Genomic DNA, 26,107 nt, shown 5'->3' with positions numbered 1-26,107 from the left:
ACTACTGCGGAGAATGTAGCTTTACTTGTCAAGGACTGTTAAGGATGAGGAAATAATGTAAAAAGGACATTTTGTATATGTCCTTTTTTGTTTTACATACATAATACATTCCTTAGTTGGTAAAAATAAGCACAAGTTAGATTAAGGAGGGTACGTATGAAAGCAATAGTTTATAGAGGAAAAAGAGATGTTGAGGTTGAAAAAGTTGAAGATCCTAAAATTGAAAAGGAAGACGATATAGTTGTTAAGGTAACATCAACAGCCATTTGTGGATCAGATCTTCACCTAATTCATGGAATGATTCCCAATATGCCAAGTGGATTTGTATTAGGGCACGAAACTATGGGAATAGTAGAAGAAGTAGGTAGTGGAGTAACAAAAGTAAAGAAAAATGATAGAGTTATAATCCCGTTTCCTGTAGCTTGTGGGCATTGCTATTTTTGTGAACATGAACAATATAGTCAATGTGATAACTCCAATTCAAATGGCGAGGTTGGTGGTTTATTTGGATATAGTAATACTTATGGTGGATATGCAGGAGGGCAAGCAGAATATATAAGAGTTCCATATGCTAATGTTGGACCTAAGGTTATTCCAGAGGAGCTTGAGGATGAGCAAGTGCTATTTTTAACTGATATTTTACCTACTTCATATTGGGGCGCAGAAATTGGAGGAGTAAAACCTGGGGATACAGTTGTTGTGTTAGGTTGTGGTCCTGTAGGGTTGCTATCAATAAAGTGGGCTATTTTTAGAGGAGCTAAAAGAGTTATAGCAGTAGATCATATAAGTTATAGGTTAGAACATGCAGCTTCATACAAAGGTGTTGAGGTTATAAATTTTGAAGAACATGATAATACGGGAGAATATATAAAAGAGATTACTCATGGTGGTGCAGATGTGGTTTTAGATTGTGTAGGAATGGATGGAAAAGCGTCTAATATAGAAAAAGTAGAAACTATGTTTAAGCTTCAAGGTGGATCAAAATCAGCTATAGAAATTGCTACTCAAGCAGTTAGAAAGTGTGGTACTGTTGTCTTTGTAGGAGTTTATGGAGCAAGATATAATATGTTTCCTTTAGGTGATTTTTATGCGAGAAATGTTACTTTAAAGATGGGGCAATGTCCAGCTCAAAGATACGTAGATCCTATTTTAGATTTAATAAAAAGTGGTAAGTTTGATGCCACAGATATAATTACACATAAATTAAGCTTAGATGAAGGAAAACACGCTTATAGTATATTTGATGAAAAATTGGATAACTGCATAAAGGTAATCCTAAAGCCTTAATTATCTAAGGTTTTATTTAAAGAAGCATTATGATAGCAAAAAGTAGTCTAATTAAAATTAGACTACTTTTTATTATCCACTAATATTTTATTTTTCAATTAGTGTAATAAATCATATAGACGATCAACTGCACAACGAGAATCTGCTACATGACAGTTTAGACCTTTAACTTGCTTATCTAAAGATAATAGAAGGAATTTTTCAGTTTCATTTATACATCCTGAATTACATAAAACTTGAGTTAGAAATAATAAATTAGCTTTTGTTTCTGCTAAAGTAACTCTCATATCACATAATTCTTCAGATAAAGTATTTAATTCTTTAGTTACTGGGTCAACACAAGGTTTTTGAGGGCAAGTTTGAGATTCAAATAATGAAGATAATTCATCTGAGCTTGTACGACAATCAAACATGTTTTTATCCATAGGTATAACCTCCTAATATTATTCAATATATAGTATGAATAATAGGGTGTTAAGGTTATTGTTTTTGTAATTAAAGAGATAAATGTGCTGATATATGTCAAAAATAAAAAAATTAATTTTGACATATATCAGTTAAATTATTTAATTAGCAAATATCATTGTTTAAAGAGTTGATATTTTTTCTTGTTTGAGCAAGTGTAGAAGTAGCATCATTCACTCCTCTTTCAATAGCTAATAATAACTCTTGTTCTTCATCACAAATGCATCCATTGCAAATGCACATAATTCTAACAAGGTTGAGCAAGTTAGCCTTTATTTCTGCTAGGTTAGCTTTCATATCACATAAATCGTTTTGGATATTTCCTATGGTTGAACATGGATCTTGACTATTATTTTCGCAACAGCAATTTCTCTCAAAACCACTGCATTCGCATAAATCTCTCATTGGTTCTCCTCCTAATCCTCTTTAAAGGTTTTACTTGTATATACTATGTAAATTATTGAGGTAGTGTTACAATATATATTTGATTGGAATATATAGGAAGTATATAATGAGGGTAAGAAATGTTTTATAAGTATAAGGAGAATGTGATTATTATGAAGGCGCTCTTGACTATAGATTGGGATTATTTTATGCCATATGTAGGTTATTTTAATTTATCTTATCTAGAGAATAGGAGAAATATAGACAAGCATTGGTATAAATTATATTTAGAGAAAAAACAATGTGGTATAGATATAACTAAAAGAATGGTTGTTGGAAAAGAGAAGAATAATTTTTGGACAAAAATAAGTAAATATTTTAATTTAAATACTATAGATAAAATAATAGTTTCTGATTCCCATAAAATAGCTTATGATTTAGCTAAAATAACTAAGTGTGAAGAAGTGTATAACTTTGATTCTCATACTGACTTAGGATATGGAGGTTTAGAAAGTCTTAATTATGAAGTTAATTGTGCAAATTGGTTAGGTAAACTTCTTAATGAAGGAGAAGTGAGAAGAGGAAATATTATATTAAGTCCATACACAAGTGAAAAAGAGGAATATTTTAAGGAAATAAACGAAAGCTTTGATATATTATATAAAGAAATTGATGAATTAGAGCCACAAGTACAGGTAAATACATTGCATGTATGTAGGTCTGGTGCTTGGACAGCACCATGGTTAGATAATGAGTTTAGAGAATTTATAAAAGGTATTAATAAGAGAATAGAATATAAAGAATATATGGATAGAGAATGGAATATTAATAATATTACTTTGGCTGATAAAATTGAATATCTATTATTTAGCTAATGGTGAATATTGATGTAAATATGTACTTATTCAATATAAAAAAGGTACTAATATGTTATTTACAATTAATGTAACAATTCATATCACCCTATATTAGTGTCGTATTTAACTAGTTTTAGTCAGTTGTGCCTGAAAAATTGTAACGGTATAATAGAATTAGCGATTATTAATTGAGGTGAATAATATGAAAGTGGAAAAAAACATGCTGAAGTTTTCAGCCTTAGGCTGTTTGTTTTTCGCTGCATTAGGATTAGGATGGGGAATAGTAATAAAGTCAAGCATGATTATGTTTGATGGATTATACTCATTTATTAGTTTATTTTTATCTATTCTAGCATTATGGATAACTAATTATATAAGTAAAAATGATTTTGAAAAGTTTCCTTTTGGAAAAGGTATGTTAGAGCCAATAACTGTAGCTTTTAAATCTATAGTGTTAATTATAATGTGTAGTACAACTTTTATTAATGCAGTGAAAGAAGTGATGGCAGGAGGCAATCCTGTAGATACTAATATGGCATTATGGTATTCAATAATATCTACTGTAGGTTGTGCCATTGTATATTTTGTAATAGATAGGAAGGGGAAAAAATTATCATCTGACCTTTTGAATGCGGAAAGTAACCAATGGCTTATGGATACAATTTTAAGTGCAGCAGTTCTTGTTGGATTTATGGTATCATTTATTTTATCTAAAACTTCTTTATCATATTTAACAATATATGTGGATCCGTTTATGGTTATAATATCATCTGTAATATTTATCAGAGTTCCTGTAGTAACACTAATAAATAGTTTTAAAGAGATTGTAAATGTTAATGCTGACGATGATATAAATAATAAGATATATACAATTGTAAAAGATATTGAAGAGGATTATAATTTTGAAGATTCTATTACAAGGGTAAGTAAAGTTGGAAGAGAATTAAGAATTGAAATTGATTTTGTGTTTAATGAGGAATCAACACTAAATGAGCTTGAAGAAATGGATAAAGTAAGAGAAAGAGTTTATAAAAATATGGCTGGTATAAAGTTAGATAAGTGGATGAATGTAAATTTTACGGGAGATAAAAAGTGGGCTCTTTAGTAGACATATAATATAATAAATGATAAAATAAGTTGGAATAATAAGGGCGATGGAGTTCGCCATTAAATGCTTTATGCTAATGACTCCTACAAAGTATAGATTGAAGTCTATATTTTGTAGGTTTTTTTATTGTCAAAAATTATATGGAGGTTAAAGTATGATACTAAGTTTAGCAGTAATTATTACATTAGGGCTTATATTTAATAAGCTATTCAAGTCTATAAAATTGCCAGGATTATTAGGTATGCTTATATTAGGAATTATAGTTGGTCCTAATATGTTGAATTTAATTAGCAATGATATACTTACTATATCACCAGATTTAAGAAAGATAGCATTAATAGTTATACTTTTAAGAGCTGGTCTTGGAATTAATAGAAGCACATTAAAAAAAGTAGGGAAGACAGCTTTAAAAATGAGCTTTCTTCCTTGTGTAATTGAAGGGTTTACTATTGCCTTTGTTAGCAAGTATATATTAAATATATCCTTTATTGAGGCTGGAATGTTAGGTTTTATAATAGCAGCGGTTTCTCCTGCAGTTGTAGTACCTCAAATGTTAGAGTTAATAAATAAAGGAAAAGGAAGGGAAAATGGTGTTCCAACTATAATTTTAGCAGCATCATCTATAGATGATGTATTTGCAATAACTATATTTTCAACCTTTTTAGGGTTATATGGAGGAAGTAATATTAGTATTTCGGGAAAGTTACTTAGTATACCTATTTCTATATTACTAGGAGGGGGAATTGGGATATTAATAGCACTATTATTAATAGGGATATTTAAGAAATTCCACCTAAGAGATACAGAAAAAACGTTAATAATACTTGCATCAGGTATGTTTTTAACTAGTTTAGAAGATATATTTAAAAACATAGTGTCTATAGCTAGTTTATTAGGAGTTATGGCAGTAGGCTTTATATTGTTAGATAAATATCCTAAGGTAGCAAACAGGATATCTGAAAAGTTTAATAAGGTATGGGTTTTTGCAGAAATACTTTTATTTGTATTGGTTGGTGCGCAAGTAGATGTTAAGGTAATTGTACACTCTGGGCTATTAGGATTATTGGTTTTATTTATAGGGTTAGTAGCAAGAAGCATAGGTGTATATATTTCTCTTATGGGAAGTAACCTTAATTTCAAAGAAAAGATATTTTGTATAATCTCATTTATGCCCAAAGCAACAGTTCAAGCAGCTATGGGGGCGGTGCCACTTGCATCAGGGGTAGCTTCAGGAAATTTAATATTAGCTATTGCTGTTTTATCTATAATAGTTACTGCTCCCCTTGGGGCTGTTGGAATAAAGTATTTTGGAGATAAGTGGATAAGTTAATGGTGAAATAAAATTTCGCGTTGACAAAGATATATATGAAATTTTACAATTAACATAAGGAGGGGAGAAAATGAGCTGCATATATAAGATAAAAGAGGGTATGGGGAGTTTTACAGGCACAGAAGAAAAATTAGCAGAATATATTTTAAATAATAAAAATGAAGTGGTTATGCTGAGTGCTCAAGAGTTTGCGGATAGAGTAGAAACATCAGCTGCTGCAGTAATTAGGTTTTCTAAAAAAGTAGGGTATAAAGGATTTACTGAGTTAAAGGTTGAATTGGCAAAAGATAATAGTGAGCCAAATCAATATTTTGATGAAGTTATTAAAGAAGATGATGATGTTAAGGCTTTAGTAGATAAAACACTAAGTTTAAATTATCAAACTTTACAAAAAACTTATAATCTAATAAATTATAGTAATTTAGAGAAAGCAATAGAGTATTTAATTGGATGTAAGAATATTTATCTATTTGGTGTTGGTACATCGGGAATTGTATGCAACGATTTCCAACAGAAACTATCGAGAATTAATAGGAATGTTATTCATCATACAGACACGCATATTCAATTGGCATCAGCTGTACATATAAATAAAGATGATGTTGCTATAGCAATAAGCTATAGTGGAAATACAAAGGAGATAAACGAAGCTATGTTTTATGCAAAAGAAGTTGGAGCAAAAACAATAGCAATAACTCAATTTAGTAATAGTCCTTTGGTTAAGGCATCAGAGTTAGTTTTACATATACCAAGTGAAGAAAAAGAATTAAGGATAGGAGCTATATCATCAAGAATGGCGTCTCTGATTTTAACTGACTTATTGTACTTAGGAATTGCTAAACAAGATATAGGAATAACTAAAAAGCAGATAGTTAAAACTCGAGAAATAATAGGAAAAATAAAGTGATATATTATAAAAAATCCAAAAGAATTTATTTATATAAATGAATTCTTTTGGATTTTTATTATATATAATATAAAATTAAGCTTCTGATTTTACTGAGATTAGTAGGGTTGAAGCTATAGGATCTGATTTAATAGCTTTTTTTGCTACTGCTATAGCAGCTTCATCATCTTCAAGATCGCATGAAAAACAAAGTTTTATACCTTCTTTTTTTATAAAAGTAAATTTTGGAGAATCAATAGATTCAATTAATTTTTTTAGCTTATCTTGCATTATTGCACTGTTTACAACTATCATTTATAATCATCCTCTCTTTTTAATATTAATATTCTTAGTTATAAATATAGTTTACCAACCTTGACATAAAATATCAATATAAAGATAATATAAGTAAAATAAAATTTCAAGAGGGGTATTTAAATGAGAGAAGATCAAAAAAGAGAGATTAAATTTATTATTGAGGATTGTTGCTCTAGAGGAGTATTTCCCGGAGCAAATGTTGCTATCTTATTAGACGATGATGAATATTTATTTTCGGTAGGGAAAAAATCAATTTTACCGAAAGAGGAATTAAATGGTATTGATACTATTTACGACATAGCGTCTTTAACAAAAGTATTAGTTACTACGACATTGACTATGAAACTGATAGATATTGGAAAATTAAAGTTAGATACTCTTGTAAAAGATGTAATTCCAGAATTTAAAAATAAAAATATAAATATTTTTGATTTATTGACTCATACTAGTGGATTACCAGCTGATATAAAATTAGATTTAAGTGCAGATAAAGAGACAATAAGAAGGAAAATATATTATTGTGATTCAATATATGAAAAAAACACAAAAGTTTTATATTCGGATATAGGATTTATATTGCTTGGATTCATAATTGAAGAGATAGTAGGGAAGCCTCTGGATATAGTATCCAAGGAATTTATATTTACCCCATTAAATATGGATGATACTTCTTATCTACCAGATAGTAAATTAGTTGATAGATGTGCACCAACAGAAAATTCTCCACATTTTCGTAAGATATTAAGGGGAGAGGTTCACGATAGGAAGGCTTATTTAATGGGGGGAGTTTCAGGTCATGCAGGAATCTTTTCAGATATAAATGATATGAGTAAGTTTGCAAGGATGATTTTGAATGGAGGCGAATATAATAAAAAAAGAATTTTAAGTGAGAAATCAGTAGAATCATTATTTAAGAGACAAACTCCTATTGGAGAAATTAATAGAGGATTAGGTTATCTTACTTTTGATGTAAGGAGTCCATTTAGTACAATGAACTCTAGTGAATCTATCTTTCATACTGGGTTTACAGGAACATCATTGTTGATTGATAAAGGAAATAAAATTTCAATAATAGTACTTAGTAATAGGGTGCATCCTACAAGAGAAAATATTAAGATAATTGAAGAGCGTAAGAAAATACATGAAAAGATAATGAAAATATTATTTAGCTAATATAAAAACATTGTTAAAGGAGGAAGTTTTATTGAGACTTCCTCCTTAATTTTTAGTGTTTATAAAATATTATTTCAAAAAATATAAAAAAATATTGAAATAATATTTTTAGTGTGATAGACTTATTATTGTAATAGATTACAAATATAAAGAGAGAGAGGTAATATACATGGAAAAATTAACAAGATTCATTGAGGAAAAGATAGCACCACCACTAATAAAATTTTCTCAAATGAGATATGTTCAAATTATTCAAAGAACTTTTATTACTTTTACAGGATTACTAATTGTTGGGTCATTATTCTTATTACTTGCATCATTCCCTGTACAAGGATATAAAGATTTTATTGGAACTTTTTCAGCTAAGTTTGCAGCAGCATCAGGAGTTGGTACATCATTCATAGGTTTATTTGTAGTAATATCAGCTGCTTTCGCAACTATAGAGTATTACAATAAAAATGGTGAAAACAATGATATTTTAGGACCAGTAATTCTTTCAGTTGCATGTTTCTTTTTAATAGTTCCAGCTCAAACTGTAAAAACTTTTATTGAAGGTAAAGATCCAGGAACTTTTGCAGGGGTTCCTACAGATTTCTTAGGGCCTAAGGGAGTATTTGCAGCACTTATAATTGCAATTGTTACTGCAGAATTATATCGTTTCTTTGTGCGTAAAAAGTTAGTTATAAAGATGCCAGAAGGAGTTCCTCCAATGGTTGCACAAGCTTTTGTAGCTTTAATACCATCACTATTAATAGTTACTTTCTGGTGGGTAATTAGAGTTGTACTTAATATTAATTTACCACAAATCATTATGAATGCATTCCAACCGCTAGTAAGCGCAGGTGATAGTGTAGCTACAGTAATGACATCCAGCTTCTTAAATCGTATACTTTGGTCAGTTGGTATACATGGAGGTAACGTAGTAGGTTCTGTTGCATCACCAATTTGGACTCAAATGAATGTTGCTAACCAAGCTGCTATGGCTGCTGGTGAATCATTACCACATTTATTTAGTGGTGTATTTTATGACAACTATATTTGGATAGGGCTAGCACCTTTATCAGCTATTATGTGTTTCTCTAAGTCAAAACGTATTAAAGCATTAGGAGTATTATCATTACCAGCGGCTTTATTTAATATTGGGGAACCATTAATCTTTGGATTACCAATAGTTATGAATCCATTAATGATGATTCCATTTGTTTTAAGTTATATGGTAATTGCAGTTGTAGCAGTTGTGTTAGTATCAACAGGTATTTTACCAGTACCAGTCTTAACAGTACCATGGATAACACCAGCCCCAATAAAAGCATTCTTATCTACTAATGGTAGTTTTGCAGCAGCACTTTTTGTTATAGCAACATGGGTTATATTAGCAGTTGTATTCTGGCCATTCGTAAAAGCTATGGAAAAGAATGATTTAAAGGATGAATTATTACCAATAGATGGTAAATAGTAGGAGGAGAATATGTTAGGAATCTCAGTTTACTTTCAAGATTTAGATTATGATTATCTTGAAAAAGCAGCAAAGATAGGTGCAAAATACATTTTTACATCACTTCATATTCCAGAGGAAGATTATTCGGAATTAGATAAAAAGATGCCAATATTTTTAGAAACTTGTAGAAGTCTAGATTTAGAAATAGTTCCCGATGTATCTCCAGTAACTTTTGAAAAGTTGAATGTTCCACCTAAGGATTATAAGAAATTAAAAGAGTTAGGATTTAAGGCATTAAGACTAGATTATGGATTTGATGACTTTGATACTATAAAGGAGCTATCAAAAAATTTTAAATTAATGCTAAATGCAAGTGTTGTTAATGAAGAATATTTAAAAGAGGCAAAAGAAGCTCAAGTAGATTTTACAAATATTTCCCTAACTCATAATTTTTATCCTAGAAATAATACAGGACTTGGATTAGATTATTTTAAAGAGAAGAATAGGGTATTTAAGGAATATGGTTTAAAAGTACAAGCTTTTGTACCAGGAGATGATTTAAAGCGTTTTCCATTATATGAAGGGTTGCCTACTGTAGAAAGACATCGTCAAGTTCATCCATACGTTGCTGCTGTAGAATTAATCAAGAACTGTGGAGTAGATGATGTATTAATAGGAGACAGTAAAGCTAAGATAGAAACATTAGAATATATAAATAGATATATAGAAGATAAAGTAATAACTATAAAAGCTCATTTTGAAAAAGAGTATGAGTATTTATATAAAGAAGAATATACTTGTCGTAAAGATTTCTCGGAATCAGTTTTACGTTTAATTACACCAAGAACATCTGGAATCAGACCATATAATAATGGATTCCGTAGAAGAGGCTCTATAACTATAGATAATGAGCTTATAGGTAGATATTGTGGAGAGATTCAATTACTTAAAAAAGATTTTGAAGCTGATGCCAGAGTTAATATTATTGGTTTTATACATCCTGAATATGTAGATTTACTAGAATATTTGGATTACAAGACAAAAATTAGATTCGTTAGAATTTAGAGCATAAATATATAAGAGAATAGAAAACTAAGGAGGTTCCCAATGTCAGAAGTAAAAATCACTCATTTAATCACAGAAAAAAGAAATCAGAAAACTATGGGACTCGACGAAATGAGCATTTGTAGCTTTTTAAAAGTAATGAATGAAGAGGACTCTACAGTTGCCGAGAGCGTTAAAAAAGCACTTCCTGAAATAGAAGAAGCTGTGAAACATATTATAGAGGCATTAAATAATAATGGAAGGTTAATATATATAGGGTCTGGTACAAGTGGACGTTTAGGAGTGCTTGATGCAGTAGAATGTCCTCCTACATTTGGGACTACCACTGAGGTAATTGGATTAATAGCAGGAGGTCCAAGTGCTTTTGTTAAGGCCAAAGAGGGTGCTGAAGACGAAAAGGAACAAGGAGCAAAAGATATAGTAGATGCGAGGGTTAAAAGCAATGATGTAGTAGTTGGAATAGCTGCTAGTGGCAGAACTCCTCATACTATAGGTGCATTAGAAAAAGCAAAGGAAATTGGAGCATTTACTGTAAGCTTAAGTTGTAACCTTAATAGTGAAGTAGGAAAAATTGCTGATATTGCTATTGAAGTTGAAGTTGGGCCGGAAGTAATAACTGGGTCCACAAGATTAAAGGCAGGAACAGCTCAAAAGTTAGTATTGAATATGCTTTCTACAGCTAGTATGGTAGGTATAGGAAAAACATATCAAAACCTAATGGTAGATATGAAAGCTACAAATTTAAAGCTTATTGAAAGGTCTAAAAGAATTATAATGGAGGCTACAGGGTGTACCTATGAAACAGCAAGCATTAAATTTGAGGAGTCAGATAGAGAATGTAAGGTAGCTATAATAATGGTGTTATTAGATTGTAGCAAAGAAGAGGCAGTTAAGAGATTAAATGCAAGTAAAGGCTTTGTTAAGAAGGCTATAAATAATTAATAATTAAAAAGACTGTATTTTTATACAGTCTTTTTTCGAATAGGAGGTAAAGTATATGTATGCTGTAGGCTTAATGTCAGGTACTTCCTTAGATGGCGTAGATGCTGCTCTAGTAAAAGTAAATGGAAGTGGTTTAGATACAAGAATAGAGATGATAGGATTTAATACTTATGTAATTCCAGATGATATAAAAAAAGAAATAAAAATGGCATGTAGTTTAGAGTATTCTAATGTGAGATTAATATGTAGCTTAAATTTTAAATTGGGATATTTATTTGCGGACTGTGTTAAGAAGATATGTGAAGAAAGTAACTTTGATATATCAAAATTGGATTTTATAGCTAGTCATGGACAGACTATTTATCATGTTCCAAGGAAAGGTAAGGATGTGATTCCGTCTACTTTACAGATAGGGGAAAGCGCTATCATAGCCTATGAAACCGGAAAAAAAGTAATTTCAAACTTTAGAGTTATGGATATGGCAGCTGGAGGGGAGGGAGCTCCACTCGTACCATTTAGTGAGTATATACTTTATGGAAGCAAGGGAGAAGGGGTGCTTCTTCAAAACATAGGAGGAATAGGTAATGTAACAGTGATTCCTAAGAATGTAGGAGTTGATGAAATTTACGCCTTTGATACTGGACCAGGTAATATGATTATTGATGAGGTAATGCTTAGACTATTCAATAAAAGATATGATTTAAATGGAGAAACTTCAGCTATAGGTAGTGTAAATGAAGAGATGCTGGAGTTTATGATGTCTAATCCTTATATAAGTGCTATTCCACCTAAAACAACAGGTAGGGAAGAGTTTGGAGAACAATATGTAGAAAAGTTACTTAAGAAATTTAATTCTATTAAAAAGGAAGATATTGTTTCGACGGTAACTATGTTTACAGCGAAATCTATAGCAGAAAATTATAAGAATTTTATCTTAAAAAAGCATGTTATTAATAAAGTTATTATAGGTGGCGGCGGTGCACATAACTATACATTACTAAGATATTTAAGAGAATTATTACCAGAAATTCAAGTGGTAACTCAAGAGGAAGAAGGATATTCAAGTGATGCAAAAGAGGCCATTGCTTTTATTATATTAGGAAATGAAACAATACATAGAAGTTTTTCTAATGTACCAAGTGCTACAGGAGCAAGGGAAAAGGTTGTACTGGGATCTATATGTGACTGTCCTTTTGTAGGAGGAAATTAAATGAATGAATTAGCAGAAAAGTTAAACGAGAAACTATCAACACCCATAATGTTTTTATCTGGGCAAAGACATTTAAAGGCTATAAAGATGGCAATAATAGGCGCAATGCCATTATTAACAGTATTAGGTACATTTTTATTAATTGCTTCTTTAGGAATGAGATTTAATAGTGGTTTTATACAAGATAATAAGGTAGCTTTAGTGCTTCCATATTTTCTTTTCAATGCTATATTATTTATCTATATTTCATATGGAATAGGATCGGAATTAAGTATTTCTTATGGACTTGATGGGAAAAAAGTTGGATTTATATCCATTTTTTCTACCACTTTAATTTTGTTTATTCAATATATTAATTTTGGGGAAATATATATGAATATATATGAATATTTATTTTTATCATATTTTCCTACCATTATAATTTCAATTATATCTGTAGAATTGTATAGATTGTTTTCTAAGATAAGTCTAAAGAAATTAAGTTTTAAAGAAGTTCCCGTAGCTGCTATAGAATACTTAGATGGAATGATTTCTATTTTTCTAGTAGTTATGATAATAACTATATTTGCGAATTTATTATCCTTTAATTGGATTACACCTATAAGTAATATATTAACTGTAGTAATGAATTTTATAGGATCATATTTTGGTATGGTATTAATAGTAGTAATTACTTGTTTGTTTTGGATTCTAGGTATACATGGAGTAGCTGTAATAGGCACATTAATTAGGCCTTTTTGGTTTCAAATGATATTCTTAAATGCCTTTGCCCCAATAAATGGATTTACTTGTCCTTATATAGCTAATGAAATATTTTATCAATGGTTTATATGGGTGGGGGGCTCTGGATGTACTATAGGACTTGTACTTTTGATGAGATACCTATCTAAGAGTAATCATCTTAAAGAAATCGGAAAGAGTACATTTATATCATCCTTGTTTAATATAAATGAGGGAGTAATATTTGGTACACCTATATCATGTAATAAGAATATGATGATACCATTTTTAATAGCACCACTTATATCTGGAACAGTAGCTTGGTTTGCTATGAATAGTGGATTAGTAAATGCTCCATTTATATTAGTACCGTGGGTACTTCCAGCTCCAATAGGGGCTTTCGTATCTACAGGTGGAGATATATCAGCTATTATTTTATGTGCTATACAAATAATAATATCAGTAATTGTATATTATCCATTTTTTAAATCATATGATAATAGAATATTTTACGAGGAGAATAAAACATGCGTAAGTTAGGAATTTCGATTTATCCAGAGAAGTCTACTAAAGAAAGAATATTAAAATATATAGATGAAGCACATGAAGCGGGCTTTAGCAGAATTTTTTCATGTCTTCTTTCAGCAGAAGAAGATAAAGAAAATATTAAAAAAACTTTTAAAAGTATAAATGAATATGCTTCAAAGAAAGGATTTGAAATAATAGTAGATGTAAGTCCAAAGGTGTTTACAAAGTTAGGGATTAGTTATAATGATTTAACCTTTTTTAAAGAAATAGGAGCAGATGGAGTACGTTTAGATGCAGGTTATAGTGGAAGTGAAGAATCAATTATGACTTTCAATCCTCAAGGGTTGAAGATTGAGATAAATATGAGTAACAATACAAATTATATTGATACTATAATGGACTATATGCCTAATAAGTATAATTTAATTGCTTGTCATAATTTTTATCCTCATAGGTATAGTGGATTAAACTTACAACATTTTTTAGATTGCACAGCTAGATTTAAAAAGTATGGGTTAAGAACAGCAGCATTCATTACTTCACAAAGTAATGAGGCTTTTGGGCCTTGGCCTGTAACAGATGGATTACCTACTTTAGAGATTCATAGAACTTTACCAATTCAGGTACAAGCTAAGCATTTAATTGCTTTAGGTTGTATTGATGATATAGTAATTTCTAATTGTTATCCAACGAAAGAGGAAATAAATGAATTGTCAAAAATACGTAGGGATATGGTTACTTTTAACGTAAATTTGGTTGATAATCTTCCGGAAATAGAAAAAAAGATAATTTTAGATGAATTACATTTTAATAGGGGCGATAAGAGTGACAATATGATACGTTCCACTCAAAGTAGAGTTAAGTATAAGAATCATGAGTTTAGAAAGTTTAATACTCCAGATATTTTAAAGCCAGGAGATATAATAATTGAAAGTAGTGAATATGGACACTATGCCGGAGAATTACAGATAGTATTAAATGAAATGGAGAATAGTGGTAGGAGTAATGTAGTTGGTCATATTGTAGAAGATGAGGTATTTATTTTGAAAGAAATAAAGCCATGGCAAAAGTTTAGCTTTCAGAGTGTATAGGAGGTAAATATGTACTATATTGGAGTAGATGCAGGCGGTACAAAAACATTATTTTCATTATTTAACCATGAAGGAAATGTACTATATAAGGTGGTATTAGGTACTTGTCATTTTATGCAAGTTGGATATGAAGGATTGTATAGTGTTATTAAGGAAGGAATTAATAATATATTAGAAAATTCTCCAGTTGAGATTGAAAAGGAGGATTTAATAGTTTCTTTTGGATTAGCAGGCTATGGTAAAAACCCTGAAATAAGAGCAAATATAGAAAGTTCAGTAGAAAAAGCATGCAATGGTATTAAGTACTTATTACATAATGATGTTGAAATTGCAATGAAGGGTGCTCTAGGTGGGAAGGATGGAATAGTAGTAATAGCAGGGACTGGATCTATCGCATTCTCTATTAATAAAGGCAAGACTAAAAGATCAGGTGGCTGGGGCTTTAGTATAGGTGATGAAGGTAGTGCTTATTGGATAGGTAATAAAACATTAAATGCTTTTTCAAAAGAAGTTGATGGAAGACTACCTAAAGGAGAACTATATAATATAGTTATGAAGGAATGTGGCTTTGGTGATCCTTATGAGTTAATTTCTTATGTTAATGAGAAGCTTAAATTCAAGAGAGAAGAGATTGCTAAGTTTTCATTAACTTGTTCAAAGGCAGCAGAAAAAAATGATGAAGTGGCTATTTCAATATTTAATGATGCAGGAAAAGAAATTGCTGAATTAATTAATTTACTTTTGATTGACTTTAAGGAAGATAATGTACCTGTTTCCTATATTGGTGGTGTATTTAAGTCAGAAGAGCTAATAAAGACACCAATTATGAAATATATGAATAAAAAGGGGAGATTAAAAACTCCTTTATATACTCCAGAGTATGGAGCGTATCTTTATGGGATAGAAGAAAAATAAATTTAAGAAAAGTGTTGAGCTATGAAAATGGCTCAACACTTTTTGTATAGATTTTTACTTTTTAAGAATTGAAAAGATATTATAAAAATACAGAAAGTTAGTATAGGTATGTTCCCCCAATAAGAATATAATGTTCTGTTATCAATTAAGTTTGCGGTTCCAGTGATATATCCCGAAGTAGATTGTGGAACTGTATTTAATATTCTACCTTTATTATCTATAACGGCAGATATTCCTGTATTTGCAGAAGTAAGTATATATCTATTAAATTCGATTGCACGTAATACAGAATGTCTAAGATGTTGTTCAAGTTGTTTTGATTCTTTAAACCATGAATCATTGGTGGCTATACATAATATTTGAGCTCCCTTTTTTATTTCACTTTTAGGTATATCAGAAAAAATGGATTCGAAACAAATAAATGGTCCTATTGTTCCGAAACTAGTTTTTATTGTAGGAGTGCTTTCATCTCCCTGTAAGTTATCTGAAAAAGCCTTTAATTCTTTTAATTTAGGAAAGGTTTTAAATATCATATTTGAGAAAGGAATAAATTCCCCTAAAGGGACTAAGTGTCCTTTTCTATATATGCCTGAAATATTTCCATCAGGATTAAAACAATATAAAGCATTATACTTTTTAAAATCAGAAAATGTAAAAGCTCCTACGAGTAAATTAGATTTATTTTTTATTGCAATTTCTTTATACAAATTATATATATCCTCATTTTTATTCAAATATATTGGTACAGCTGTTTCTGGCCATATAACTAAATCAATGTTAGGATTATCTTCAAAAGATTCATTAGTTAAAGATATGTGTGTATCTAGGTTTTCTTTAACAAAGTTTTCTTCAATTTTATTATAAGAAGATATATTACCTTGAATAATAGAATAGTCAATAGTGGTATATTTATTATTTCCTATGTTTAAACATATATAGTTGCCTATGATAATAAGAACTAGCGATATACATAATATTATCAAAGATTTTTTTCTACTATTTTTATTAAGTATAATTATTGAAAAAATACAGTTTATAAAAACTATAAAAAAGGAAATAAATAAGCTTCCAAATACGGATGCTATCTGTATAAGGAATGGACAGTTAGTTAGAGGGAGAGAAAGAGGAAACCAAGAGAACCCTAATGGGCCTAAACCTTGAAACCACTCTAAAAAAGTCCATAAGCTTGCTATATAAATAGCTTTCTGAAGTAAACCTAAATTTAATATATTTAATATAAAGCTTATTAGAGAAAACAAAGCTCCTTCATATATACTTATAAACAACCAACAACCAAGGATAATAAAAAAACTTGATAATTTATTAAATCCAAAGTTAGTCAGTGGATATAGAGACCATAGCCAATGAACTCCTAATAAATAAAAGATAAAGCCATATGTAAAACCATACAAGAAAGCATTTAGCTTAGAGAGCTTATTTTTTATTAAGTAATATAGAAGTGGAGTAAGACTGATAAAAGTAATAGGCCACAAATTTTCAAAATAAAAAGGTAAAGCAGTCAAAATAGCTGAAATAGTAGAGTAAATAAACATATACTTATACATAAAAATCACCCACTATAGTTTTTGTGTAATATAATAAAAAATTCATAAAAACAGATAATAAATTAGAGAAAAGGTAAGGAGGAGAAATAATGACTAATAAATATAGAAAAAAGAGTAAGGAAGAACTTAAAAAGGTTTTATCAGATGAAGAGTATAGGATAACCCAAGAGAATGGTACTGAATATCCCTTTAGAAATAGATATAATGATAATTATGAAGATGGGATATATGTGGATATAACAACAGGAGAGCCACTATTTATTTCTACTGATAAATTTAATTCAGGGTGTGGATGGCCTGCGTTTTCAAAACCTATAGATAGAAAGCTGATTAATGAAAAAGTAGATAGAAGTCATGGAATGGTTAGAACAGAGGTTAGAAGTAAAACTGGAGATGCACATTTAGGACATGTATTTTGTGATGGTCCTGAAGAGTTAGGTGGACTAAGATATTGTATTAATTCTGCAGCTTTAAAGTTTATACCTAAAGAAGAAATGAAAAAGAAAGGATATGAAGAATATTTACATTTGTTGTAAAATATATATGGTGTAACTTTACATAGGGATGGAGGAGCTATTATGGAACAGCTAGAAGCAAAAAGAATAGATTACCAAAGGATAATGAAAAGGAGAAGAAAAAGAACTTATATAGTTTCGCTTCTATTAGTAATATCCATTATAGGTATTATAATTTATGGACATTCTAAAAATAAAGTGGATTATTTATATAATATGGGAAAAGGGAGATATGGATTAGAAGAGTTAAGGGACTTAAGAAAAGATTATGAAAAGGAACTAAATATACAAAGTATAGACTACAATTGGGGAGATGGGGTTGAACTAGGAAATAGACCTAAATATATTATTTATCATCATTCAGCGTCTTCTAACTTGTCTCCAGAGCAAATACATGATATGCACTTACAAAGGGGATGGAGTGGTATAGGATATCATTTCTATATTAGAAAAGATGGAACAATATACAGAGGTAGAAAAGAAGAAATGATAGGTGCTCATGCTAAAGGGAGGAACAGAGATAGTATAGGTATATGTTTAGAAGGAAATTTTGAAGATGAATCTATTACATATAAACAAATGAATTCATTAGTAAAACTCTCAGCAGATATGATAATAAAATATAACATTGAAGAATCTGAGGGGCATAAGGATGTTTATAATACGTTATGTCCTGGAAAGAATTTTGATATAAAAGAAATACAAGAAAAAGTAGCTGATGAACTTATAAGATTAAGGGAAGAATAAAATTTTCAGAAAAATTAGAAAATAAAGACAACTGTATAGAATACCCAAGGAAAATATTGTATAATTTAAATATAATTATCTTTTGGGTGGTGTGTTTATGCAGCTAGATTTATATACTTTATATTTATATTCCTATTGTAAAGAATATTTATTCTCAAATAATATAGATATAATAAAACTTAGAGCATTTTCAGATACATCTAATTGTATTTTTCTAGATGAATTTATAAGTGAAGAAAAGTTAGCTGATGCCCCTATGGAATTTTTTAATTATTTAAAAAGAAGGCAATGTTTTGATGTTAAGATAGGAAAAAATAAAAAGAACGGTATAATAATTGAGTGTAGTTGTAGATATTCATTAGAATATTGGTGCAGAGATATATCTAAAGAGAAAGATGGACAATTAGTCTTTGTAAAGAAGGATGAATTATTATGGGCAACAAAATATAGACAACTTACCAAAGAGGATATTTATAATATAAGAAGAGATTTAAAATTGAAAAGATATAAAGAATAAAAATAAAAGGCTCTGATTAATTCAGAGCCTTTTACCTTACATAGAGTTCACCACTTGTGGTTTTTACATCTACCTTCTTACTACCATCACCATTAGTTACAGAGTAGTTATTATTATTTAAAAAGTTAGGTGTTAATCTATCACTGTCAATATTACCTGATGAAGTGTTAAATATTAAAGCATAACCAATAGATTCATTTATATATAAATCTATCTCTCCTGAGGTAGAAGATATTGTAGATTTGTTTCCTAAGTTGTTAAGGTATAACTCGGTTTCTCCAGAAGATGTAGAAGAAGAAAGTTCCCCTAGTGAAGAAACTGAAACCTTAATATCACCACTTGTAGTATTTAAGGTTGAATCAAGTGACTTTATATCAGATAAATCTATATCATTACTAGTAGTTTGAAGTTTTAATGTTTTTGAAGTTAGGTTTTTTAGTTGAATTTCTCCGCTATTAGAATTAATAGTAACATTTTCAAGATCTCCACCAGTAATTTCACAGTCACCACTTATAGAATTGATCTTAATATTATTTTTGTAAGTTAAAGGAATGTAAATATTTATATTAATATCATTGTATCCGTTAGTATTCAAATTTACTCTAAATGTATTATTTAACGAAGAGATGTCACTAACTATATTTGAGATAGTAATATCTCCTAAGGTATATGAAGTACCATCTATTTTTATAACATTTCCATCATAAAATTGTATTTTTACATCAACTGATGAAGTTGTAATATCTATTGTTTTAATATCAGAGGAAAGTTCTTTTTCTAAAGAGCCTATATTTTTATAATTATGCCAGTTAAAATTAAAATCATCATTCCATTTATTTATATAATTAGATATCTTAAAATCACTATTATAAAGAACAATGGCTGCAGATACATAAGAAGCAAGACTTATTATAGCAAGAACAGAAAGAAAAATTTTCATTTTTCTAGACATAAAGTTTTTCATTATATACCCTCCTTATTTGATAATTTATTCATCAGTTTTTTTATTATTAAAATTATAAATTTTATAAGATAAATTAACAGAATGAAACATATTAAAGTAGCTGAAATTGAACCTATAGTAATTAAAAGAGTTACTGAAGTAGGGAAGTCAGCAAAGAATGCAGGTACTCCAAATCCTAAAATGGTAAAACCGAATTTTCCTAAAAGCATAAGTATTCCTGAGATACTAAATGCAAAAGGTATTGCTAATAAACCTGTTCCAAGTCCCAATACAGTTGCTAATCCTGCTATTACAATAGGGAAAAATAATATTAACAAACCAACAATCATACAAATTTTTAGAATTATATTGATTAAAGAATTAGATGAGCTATTAGTGCTATTATTAGAGTATTTTTTATTGGAATCATCATTGTAATTAGTATATGTTTCGTTGTTAGCTTCTTTTTCTTCATAAGTATCTTCATATTCTGTATTAGTGGTGGAAACTTGAATATAGTTACTTCTATATTGATTTACTATAGTATAGGGGTCACCAAGCTCCTCTATTATTTCTTCTTCTGTTTTTCCATCAGATTGTGCATTGGAAAAGTGTTCCTTATAATCATATAAAATTTCTTGTAATTCATGAGCAGGAAAATCTATTAAACCTTCTTCAAGAATTTTAAAAAATTCCATTTTATTCATATTCTAAGCCTCCCAACAAAATATTGTTTACTGAGTTTTGAAAGTCTAACCATTCTCTTTCTAGCTCATTTTTTATTTTATATCCAGACTCTGTAAGTCGATAGTATTTTCTAGGTGGTCCTTCTTGAGATTCCTGTAAATATGTTGTGAAGTAGCCCTCGTTAGTTAACCTTCTAAGAATAGGATATATAGTTCCATCAGATATAGAAATATGCTTTGATATTTCGTTTACTAGTTCATAGCCATAGCAATCTTTTTTAGAAAGTACTGATAAGACGCATAGTTCTAAGATTCCTTTCTTTAACTGTATGTTCATTACCAAGCCTCCTATGTTATTTTATAACTATATTATATGATTTGGTATTATATAATACAAGATAGTGAATGATGTTTAATATAAAGTTAAGATTTCTTAATTTTTTATTAAAAAGTGGATGTGTATAACTATTATAAGTTATTAACAGTGAGAAGGCTGATAAATACAGGGGTTTGTTTATAGTGTGGATAAAGTGAATAAAAATGTGGATAACTTATTTTAATTGGGGATTAAGATTAGTATAAGTGTGGACACAATATATATGAATAAGAGATATTTCTACAACAATATAGAGAATATTGCATAAAAAATTATTATCAGTTAGAATTTGTTACATATAGATAGTAATTTTTGTTGATAACTATACACAAAATCCACAAAACTGTGGATTAAATCTGTGGATAATGTGGATAATGAGGTGGAAAAATGAAATATAATAAGAAAATTATAAAAGCAAGCTTTATAAAAAGACCAAATAGATTTAATGCATCTGTATTAATTGATGGGGAAGAAATTGTAGTTCATGTTCCTAATACAGGAAGATGCAGAGAAATATTGATTCCAGGATGTACAGTTTATCTAAGGGAGGAGTTAAATCCAAATAGAAAGACTAGGTATGATTTAATAGCTGCCCTTAAAGGAGATAAGTTAATAAGTATTGATTCACAAATTCCTAATAAGGTGGTAAAAGAAGCATTACAATTAGGAGTTGTGGAAAAGTTGAAAAAATATAATAATATATTAAGTGAGAAAACTTTTGGAGATAGTAGGTTTGATTTTAAATTATCTAATGATGATGGAGAAGAATATTATTTAGAAGTAAAGGGTGTAACTTTAGAAGAAGAAAGAAGATGCAGATTTCCTGATGCACCAACTGATAGGGGAAGAAAACACTTACTTGAGTTAATAGAAGTTAAGAAAAGTGGTAGAGGAGCTGGGGTATTGTTTTTAATACAAATAGAAGATGTAGTATCCTTTACTCCTAATGATGAAACAGATCCTAAGTTTGCAGAAGCTTTAAGATTAGCTAATGAAAATGGTGTGGATATTTTTGCTTATTCTTGCAGGGTTACAGAGGATAGTATAACTTTATTTAAGCCTTTAGATATTATATTGTGATAGAAAATTCTCTATGATATAGTTAATAGTATAATTGTATTTGGGGGTAAGCTATGAAATTTATTTATTGTCCTAAGTGTGGAGCTAAGTTAGAAGAAAAATATAGTTGGGATGAAGGTGGAGTACCCTATTGTGTAAAGGATGATTTGTTATTCTTTGATGTGCCTAAGCCTTGTATTATGGTGGCTGTAATTAAAGATGATGAAGTTTTATTATTAAAGCAAAGTTATATTTATAAGAATTCTAGAGTTCTTATTTCAGGGTATATAGGTATAGATGAAAAGGCAGAGGATACAGTCCATAGAGAAGTTTTTGAGGAAACTGGAATAAAAATTGATAATGTTAGATTCTTAGGGACTGAATATATAGAAGGTAAGGAATTATTGATGCTTACATTTATGGCCTTTTATAAGGATGGTTATATAATCAAATCTGATGAAGTTGAAGCTGTTTCTTGGGAAAAACTAAATAAGTCTTTAGAATTAATGAATGAAGATGTAATAGGAAAAAAAGTTATTAAAAAAGTATTAGATATTTTAAAAAGATAAGATCTTAGTTTAGCTAAGGTCTCTTTTTGGGTAAAGTAACATAAAAGTATTATTTTTATTTATAAAATTAATATATTTTTTATAAAAATATTTAATTAATATCTTATAATATATTTAGGGAAATAACATAATAATTAAAAGGGAGTGTAGGGAATGGAGAAAGAGAGCAAATTCCTTCCTGAAATTAAGGGGACTTTAAGAAATCATGTAGTAGAAGTTCCACCTGAAATCAGAAATTGCGGAGGAATAAAAATATTTGGCAAGAGAATTAAATCGTTATTATTTACTACTGATGTAGCAATTATAAGAAATACCAATGCAGATGCTATTATTGCAGTTTATCCATTTACCCCGCAACCTCTTATTACTGAAGCGCTAATAATGGCAGCCGATGTACCTGTATTTTGTGGAGTAGGAGGGGGAATAACTCAAGGGAAAAGAGTTGTAAATCTTGCTATGGATGCAGAGTTTAAAGGTGCAATGGGTGTAGTTGTAAATTCTCCTACATCAAATGAAGTGGTCAGGAAAGTAAGAGCAACTATAGATATACCTGTAGTTGTTACAATAGTATCAGAATATGAAAATATAGCTGAAAGAATTGAATCAGGAGCTACAATTTTAAATGTATCAGGAGGAAAGAATACTCCTAAGATAGTAAGAAAGATAAAAGAGCAGTTTCCAGAATTCCCTGTTATAGCTACAGGTGGTCCAACAAGGGAAAGTATTAAAGAGACAATATTAGCAGGAGCAAATGCTATAACATATACGCCACCAACTACAGCAGAGATAATGAGTGAATTGATGGATAAGTATAGAGAATTTTAGAAGAATGTGATAAAAAATATTGAATTAAGTGAAAAATATGGTATCATAAATTTAAACCTTGAGTAAAATAATATAGTAAGAATATGCCTAGGGTAGAGGTGCCAAAGCAAATAGTAGTTAATCAGAGTCGGCAGATGAAGAAGATTAATGAAAGGTGTTAGGCCGAAGAGATAGCATTTGCAGATGCTTTTTCTGGTTATATATAGAATATATATATAACTGTCACAAAGTGTGATGAGCTACAAGGTACATTGTCATAATGTATTTTAACAAGTTTAGATTTGTTTAGTAGTAGTCACAGAAGATTCTGTGACATTTTTTTTACTCTAAAAGGTTAATTTTAAAATTGGGGGCTTTATGTATGAAATTATTTGGAAGCATGGAAGTAAAGGATGAGGAGTTAATAATTGGGGGCATTAGGGCAAGTGATTTAGTAAAAGAATATGGAACGCCTTTATATGTAATGGACGAAAAGTTACTTAGAGATACCTGTAATGAGTATTATAAAAACTTTAAATGTGATGAAGATGGAAATAGAGTCGCTTTTGCAGGAAAAGCATTTTTAACAGTAGAAATGGCAAAGCTAATAAAAGAAGAGGGCTTATGTCTTGATGTAGTTTCTGGAGGGGAATTATATACTGCATATAAAGCAGGGATTCCTATGGAAAGAATATATTTTCATGGAAACAATAAGACCTTAGATGAGATAGAATTAGGTGTAAAATTAGGTGTAGGTAGATTTATTGTAGATAATTTATATGAGATGGAATATCTTGATAAGTTTGCTAAGGAGTATGGAAAGGTACAGGATATATATTTAAGAATTACTCCAGGTATAGAAGCTCATACCCATGATTATATAAAAACAGGTCAAATAGACTCTAAGTTTGGTTTTGCGCCAGTGGGAGATATTATAATGTCTGCTATTAAGAAAGCCATATCTCTAGGGAATATAAATTTATCAGGGCTTCATTGCCATATTGGTTCTCAAATATTTGAATTAGAACCTTTTGAAGATGCAGCAGAAGTAATGCTTAATTTAATAAAAAAGATAAAAAATGAAACTGGATATATTATAAATGAGTTAGATTTAGGTGGGGGATTTGGTATATACTATACAGAAGCAGATTCACCTAAAGCAACAAAAGAATATTGTAAAGCTATTTTAAATAAGGTTGATTATGTATGTAAAAATCTAAATATTAAGAAACCAATTTTGACTATAGAGCCAGGCCGTTCAATAGTTGGAAATGCAGGCCTGACTTTATACAAAGTTGGGGCAATTAAGGATATACCTAATGTAAGAAAGTATGTTTCAGTAGATGGAGGTATGGTTGATAATATTAGACCAGCTCTTTATGATGCTAAGTATGAATGTGGCATAGCCAATAAAATGAATGAAGATTGTATTGAAAAGGTAACTATAGCTGGAAAGTGTTGTGAATCAGGAGATATATTAATTAAGGATACAATGCTACCAGTTTGTGAAACTGGAGATATTCTTGCAATCATGTCAACAGGAGCTTATGGATATTCAATGTCTAATAATTATAATAAGATTCCAAAAGCTGCAGTAATAATGACAATGGAAGGTAATTCAAGAGTAGTAGCTAAGAGAGAAAGCTATGAAGACTTAATAAAAAATGAAATAAATTAGCTAATTATTAAAAGGTTATATTAAGTTTTATATAGCCTTTTTTTTATGTCGAAATATTGGGTATAATAACAATAATAAAATATTTATTTTTTATTAAATATATTGTAAAGAGGTTATAAAAAACATTCAATATGTTATACTTAAAATATGAATTTTGGGAAAGGAAGGATAAGATATAGACAGATGAAAGAAGTGTTTATAGTAGATAGAATAGAGGGTGACTATTTTGTAATAGAAACACCAGAAGAAGATATAATAAATGTAGAGAAGTATTTAGTAGAAAGTGGAGCTAAAGAGGGAGATTGTTTGGTAAAGAAAGATGGCCACTTCCGTATAGATATAGAAGAAACTAAAAAAAGAAAAGAAGAAATTTCAAACTTAATGAAGGGAATGTGGGCTGATTAATGAGTGATCAAAAGAGTAATTTTATAAAAGATTGGGTGTTACCAATTTTACTAGCATTTGTAATTGCTTTATTAATTAAGCAATTTTTAATATTTAAAGTTGAAATACCATCAGGTTCAATGATTCCTACTTTGAATGTTGATGATCAGTTATTTGTTAGTAGGATATACAACCTTGATAACATAAAACGTGGAGATATACTTGTGTTTAGGTCAGAAGAATTAGATGATATGTTAATTAAAAGAGTAATTGGTCTTCCAGGGGATAAAATTGATATAGAGGATGGAGTAGTATCAGTAAATGGTGAAGTTTTACAAGAGGATTATGTAGTAAATAATGATCATTTTTATGGGAAATTTGAGGTGCCAGAAGGGAAGTACTTCTTCTTAGGAGATAATAGGCCAATATCTCATGATTCTAGAAAGTGGATAAATCCATATATTGATGGAAAATATATAGAAGCTAAGGCACAAATAAAAGTATATCCATTTAAGGATTTTGGTAGTATAAAGTAATTTTACGAAAG

At 29.6% G+C, this 26,107-nt stretch carries 29 protein-coding genes and 2 riboswitches; of the genes, 22 read left to right on the top strand and 7 right to left on the bottom strand.

The features are described 5' to 3' along the window. The first annotated feature begins 156 nt into the window (after positions 1-156). The gene (locus G594_RS0103280) at positions 157-1,287 is read left to right on the top strand and encodes a zinc-dependent alcohol dehydrogenase (RefSeq protein ID WP_027097253.1); all 1,131 of its coding nucleotides are present in this window, start codon (positions 157-159) and stop codon (positions 1,285-1,287) included. Between the two features lie 98 nt (positions 1,288-1,385). Here the strand turns inward: G594_RS0103280 and G594_RS0103275 are convergent, their stop codons facing one another. Both G594_RS0103275 and G594_RS0103270 read right to left on the bottom strand, forming a co-directional pair. Beyond that, a complete protein-coding gene (locus G594_RS0103275; RefSeq protein ID WP_027097252.1) occupies positions 1,386-1,712 on the bottom strand; it encodes a hypothetical protein in 327 nt (108 codons plus the stop codon). A gap of 145 nt (positions 1,713-1,857) precedes the next feature. Continuing rightward, entirely contained in the window at positions 1,858-2,157 is a 300-nt protein-coding gene (locus tag G594_RS0103270) for a hypothetical protein (RefSeq protein WP_027097251.1), read from the bottom strand. A gap of 152 nt (positions 2,158-2,309) precedes the next feature. On the opposite strand from G594_RS0103270, the gene G594_RS0103265 reads away from it, so the two are divergent. The 4 genes from G594_RS0103265 to G594_RS0103250 all read left to right on the top strand — a co-directional run bounded on the left by G594_RS0103265 (position 2,310) and on the right by G594_RS0103250 (position 6,338). Continuing rightward, a complete protein-coding gene (locus G594_RS0103265) occupies positions 2,310-3,011 on the top strand; it encodes an arginase (protein ID WP_242829694.1) in 702 nt (233 codons plus the stop codon). A 184-nt stretch (positions 3,012-3,195) separates the two neighbouring features. Continuing rightward, positions 3,196-4,098, top strand: a complete 903-nt coding sequence (locus tag G594_RS0103260; RefSeq protein WP_242829693.1) for a cation diffusion facilitator family transporter — start codon at positions 3,196-3,198, stop codon at positions 4,096-4,098. A 36-nt stretch (positions 4,099-4,134) separates the two neighbouring features. Then, positions 4,135-4,194: riboswitch (Fluoride riboswitch) on the top strand. A 61-nt stretch (positions 4,195-4,255) separates the two neighbouring features. After that, positions 4,256-5,431 (top strand): cation:proton antiporter, encoded by a 1,176-nt coding sequence (locus G594_RS0103255; RefSeq protein WP_027097248.1) that lies wholly within the window; start codon positions 4,256-4,258, stop codon positions 5,429-5,431. A gap of 70 nt (positions 5,432-5,501) precedes the next feature. Then, the gene (locus tag G594_RS0103250) at positions 5,502-6,338 is read left to right on the top strand and encodes a MurR/RpiR family transcriptional regulator (RefSeq protein ID WP_027097247.1); all 837 of its coding nucleotides are present in this window, start codon (positions 5,502-5,504) and stop codon (positions 6,336-6,338) included. Positions 6,339-6,413: 75 nt separating this feature from the next. Here G594_RS0103250 and G594_RS0103245 read toward each other — a convergent pair whose 3' ends face one another. Continuing rightward, a complete protein-coding gene (locus G594_RS0103245; RefSeq protein ID WP_027097246.1) occupies positions 6,414-6,632 on the bottom strand; it encodes a hypothetical protein in 219 nt (72 codons plus the stop codon). A 123-nt stretch (positions 6,633-6,755) separates the two neighbouring features. On the opposite strand from G594_RS0103245, the gene G594_RS18275 reads away from it, so the two are divergent. The 8 genes from G594_RS18275 (at position 6,756) to G594_RS0103205 (ending at position 15,717) form a co-directional block, all read left to right on the top strand. Then, the gene (locus G594_RS18275; RefSeq protein ID WP_051195896.1) at positions 6,756-7,808 is read left to right on the top strand and encodes a serine hydrolase domain-containing protein; all 1,053 of its coding nucleotides are present in this window, start codon (positions 6,756-6,758) and stop codon (positions 7,806-7,808) included. 169 nt (positions 7,809-7,977) lie between these two features. Further along, entirely contained in the window at positions 7,978-9,264 is a 1,287-nt protein-coding gene (locus G594_RS0103235) for a PTS sugar transporter subunit IIC (RefSeq protein ID WP_027097245.1), read from the top strand. Positions 9,265-9,276: 12 nt separating this feature from the next. After that, entirely contained in the window at positions 9,277-10,311 is a 1,035-nt protein-coding gene (locus tag G594_RS0103230; protein ID WP_027097244.1) for a MupG family TIM beta-alpha barrel fold protein, read from the top strand. A gap of 42 nt (positions 10,312-10,353) precedes the next feature. Then, a complete protein-coding gene (gene murQ, locus G594_RS0103225) occupies positions 10,354-11,253 on the top strand; it encodes an N-acetylmuramic acid 6-phosphate etherase (protein WP_027097243.1) in 900 nt (299 codons plus the stop codon). 55 nt (positions 11,254-11,308) lie between these two features. Beyond that, positions 11,309-12,463, top strand: coding sequence for an anhydro-N-acetylmuramic acid kinase AnmK (anmK, locus tag G594_RS0103220; protein ID WP_027097242.1), 1,155 nt, complete (start codon positions 11,309-11,311; stop codon positions 12,461-12,463). Then, positions 12,464-13,723 carry a PTS sugar transporter subunit IIC gene (locus G594_RS0103215; RefSeq protein WP_027097241.1) on the top strand — a complete coding sequence of 420 codons (1,260 nt, stop codon included), beginning with the start codon at positions 12,464-12,466 and terminating at the stop codon, positions 13,721-13,723. Then, a complete protein-coding gene (locus G594_RS0103210; RefSeq protein WP_027097240.1) occupies positions 13,711-14,802 on the top strand; it encodes a DUF871 domain-containing protein in 1,092 nt (363 codons plus the stop codon). The genes G594_RS0103215 and G594_RS0103210 overlap by 13 nt, the downstream gene beginning before the upstream one ends. Positions 14,803-14,811: 9 nt before the next feature. Then, a complete protein-coding gene (locus G594_RS0103205; RefSeq protein WP_027097239.1) occupies positions 14,812-15,717 on the top strand; it encodes an N-acetylglucosamine kinase in 906 nt (301 codons plus the stop codon). 32 nt (positions 15,718-15,749) lie between these two features. Here the strand turns inward: G594_RS0103205 and lnt are convergent, their stop codons facing one another. Beyond that, positions 15,750-17,270 (bottom strand): apolipoprotein N-acyltransferase, encoded by a 1,521-nt coding sequence (lnt, locus tag G594_RS0103200; protein ID WP_242829700.1) that lies wholly within the window; start codon positions 17,268-17,270, stop codon positions 15,750-15,752. Positions 17,271-17,371: 101 nt separating this feature from the next. Between lnt and msrB the strand changes: the two genes are divergently transcribed. The 3 genes from msrB to G594_RS0103185 all read left to right on the top strand — a co-directional run bounded on the left by msrB (position 17,372) and on the right by G594_RS0103185 (position 19,061). After that, positions 17,372-17,818, top strand: a complete 447-nt coding sequence (gene msrB / locus G594_RS0103195) for a peptide-methionine (R)-S-oxide reductase MsrB (RefSeq protein WP_027097237.1) — start codon at positions 17,372-17,374, stop codon at positions 17,816-17,818. 42 nt (positions 17,819-17,860) lie between these two features. Further along, positions 17,861-18,544 (top strand): peptidoglycan recognition protein family protein, encoded by a 684-nt coding sequence (locus G594_RS0103190; RefSeq protein ID WP_027097236.1) that lies wholly within the window; start codon positions 17,861-17,863, stop codon positions 18,542-18,544. A 97-nt stretch (positions 18,545-18,641) separates the two neighbouring features. Continuing rightward, the gene (locus G594_RS0103185; protein WP_027097235.1) at positions 18,642-19,061 is read left to right on the top strand and encodes a hypothetical protein; all 420 of its coding nucleotides are present in this window, start codon (positions 18,642-18,644) and stop codon (positions 19,059-19,061) included. Between the two features lie 31 nt (positions 19,062-19,092). Here the strand turns inward: G594_RS0103185 and G594_RS0103180 are convergent, their stop codons facing one another. Genes G594_RS0103180 through G594_RS0103170 form a run of 3 tightly spaced genes read right to left on the bottom strand, consistent with a single transcriptional unit; the run spans position 19,093 to position 21,027 of the window. Continuing rightward, positions 19,093-20,025 carry a DUF4097 family beta strand repeat-containing protein gene (locus G594_RS0103180; protein ID WP_027097234.1) on the bottom strand — a complete coding sequence of 311 codons (933 nt, stop codon included), beginning with the start codon at positions 20,023-20,025 and terminating at the stop codon, positions 19,093-19,095. Beyond that, positions 20,025-20,711: a DUF1700 domain-containing protein gene (locus tag G594_RS19515; protein WP_027097233.1), complete on the bottom strand. Its 687-nt coding sequence runs from the start codon at positions 20,709-20,711 to the stop codon at positions 20,025-20,027. Before G594_RS19515 ends, G594_RS0103180 begins: the two co-directional genes overlap by 1 nt. After that, positions 20,704-21,027 carry a PadR family transcriptional regulator gene (locus G594_RS0103170; RefSeq protein WP_027097232.1) on the bottom strand — a complete coding sequence of 108 codons (324 nt, stop codon included), beginning with the start codon at positions 21,025-21,027 and terminating at the stop codon, positions 20,704-20,706. Before G594_RS0103170 ends, G594_RS19515 begins: the two co-directional genes overlap by 8 nt. Positions 21,028-21,453: 426 nt before the next feature. On the opposite strand from G594_RS0103170, the gene sfsA reads away from it, so the two are divergent. From sfsA to lepB, 6 genes are all read left to right on the top strand, one after another. Further along, positions 21,454-22,146, top strand: coding sequence for a DNA/RNA nuclease SfsA (sfsA, locus tag G594_RS0103165; protein ID WP_027097231.1), 693 nt, complete (start codon positions 21,454-21,456; stop codon positions 22,144-22,146). A gap of 53 nt (positions 22,147-22,199) precedes the next feature. Then, a complete protein-coding gene (locus tag G594_RS0103160; protein WP_027097230.1) occupies positions 22,200-22,694 on the top strand; it encodes an NAD(+) diphosphatase in 495 nt (164 codons plus the stop codon). A gap of 153 nt (positions 22,695-22,847) precedes the next feature. Beyond that, positions 22,848-23,519: a beta/alpha barrel domain-containing protein gene (locus tag G594_RS0103155; protein WP_027097229.1), complete on the top strand. Its 672-nt coding sequence runs from the start codon at positions 22,848-22,850 to the stop codon at positions 23,517-23,519. An 85-nt stretch (positions 23,520-23,604) separates the two neighbouring features. Beyond that, positions 23,605-23,769, top strand: a riboswitch (Lysine riboswitch). 111 nt (positions 23,770-23,880) lie between these two features. Further along, positions 23,881-25,176: a diaminopimelate decarboxylase gene (gene lysA / locus G594_RS0103150; protein ID WP_027097228.1), complete on the top strand. Its 1,296-nt coding sequence runs from the start codon at positions 23,881-23,883 to the stop codon at positions 25,174-25,176. A 147-nt stretch (positions 25,177-25,323) separates the two neighbouring features. After that, the gene (locus G594_RS0103145) at positions 25,324-25,581 is read left to right on the top strand and encodes a DUF3006 domain-containing protein (RefSeq protein WP_242829692.1); all 258 of its coding nucleotides are present in this window, start codon (positions 25,324-25,326) and stop codon (positions 25,579-25,581) included. After that, the gene (gene lepB, locus G594_RS0103140; protein WP_027097226.1) at positions 25,581-26,096 is read left to right on the top strand and encodes a signal peptidase I; all 516 of its coding nucleotides are present in this window, start codon (positions 25,581-25,583) and stop codon (positions 26,094-26,096) included. The genes G594_RS0103145 and lepB overlap by 1 nt, the downstream gene beginning before the upstream one ends. Positions 26,097-26,107 lie beyond the last annotated feature (11 nt).

The sequence above is a fragment of the Clostridium paraputrificum AGR2156 genome, assembly GCF_000424025.1.
Taxonomy (GTDB): domain Bacteria; phylum Bacillota; class Clostridia; order Clostridiales; family Clostridiaceae; genus Clostridium; species Clostridium paraputrificum.
The sequence above is the reverse complement of the archived record's forward strand: the minus strand, read 5'-3'. Positions and strand labels throughout refer to the sequence as shown.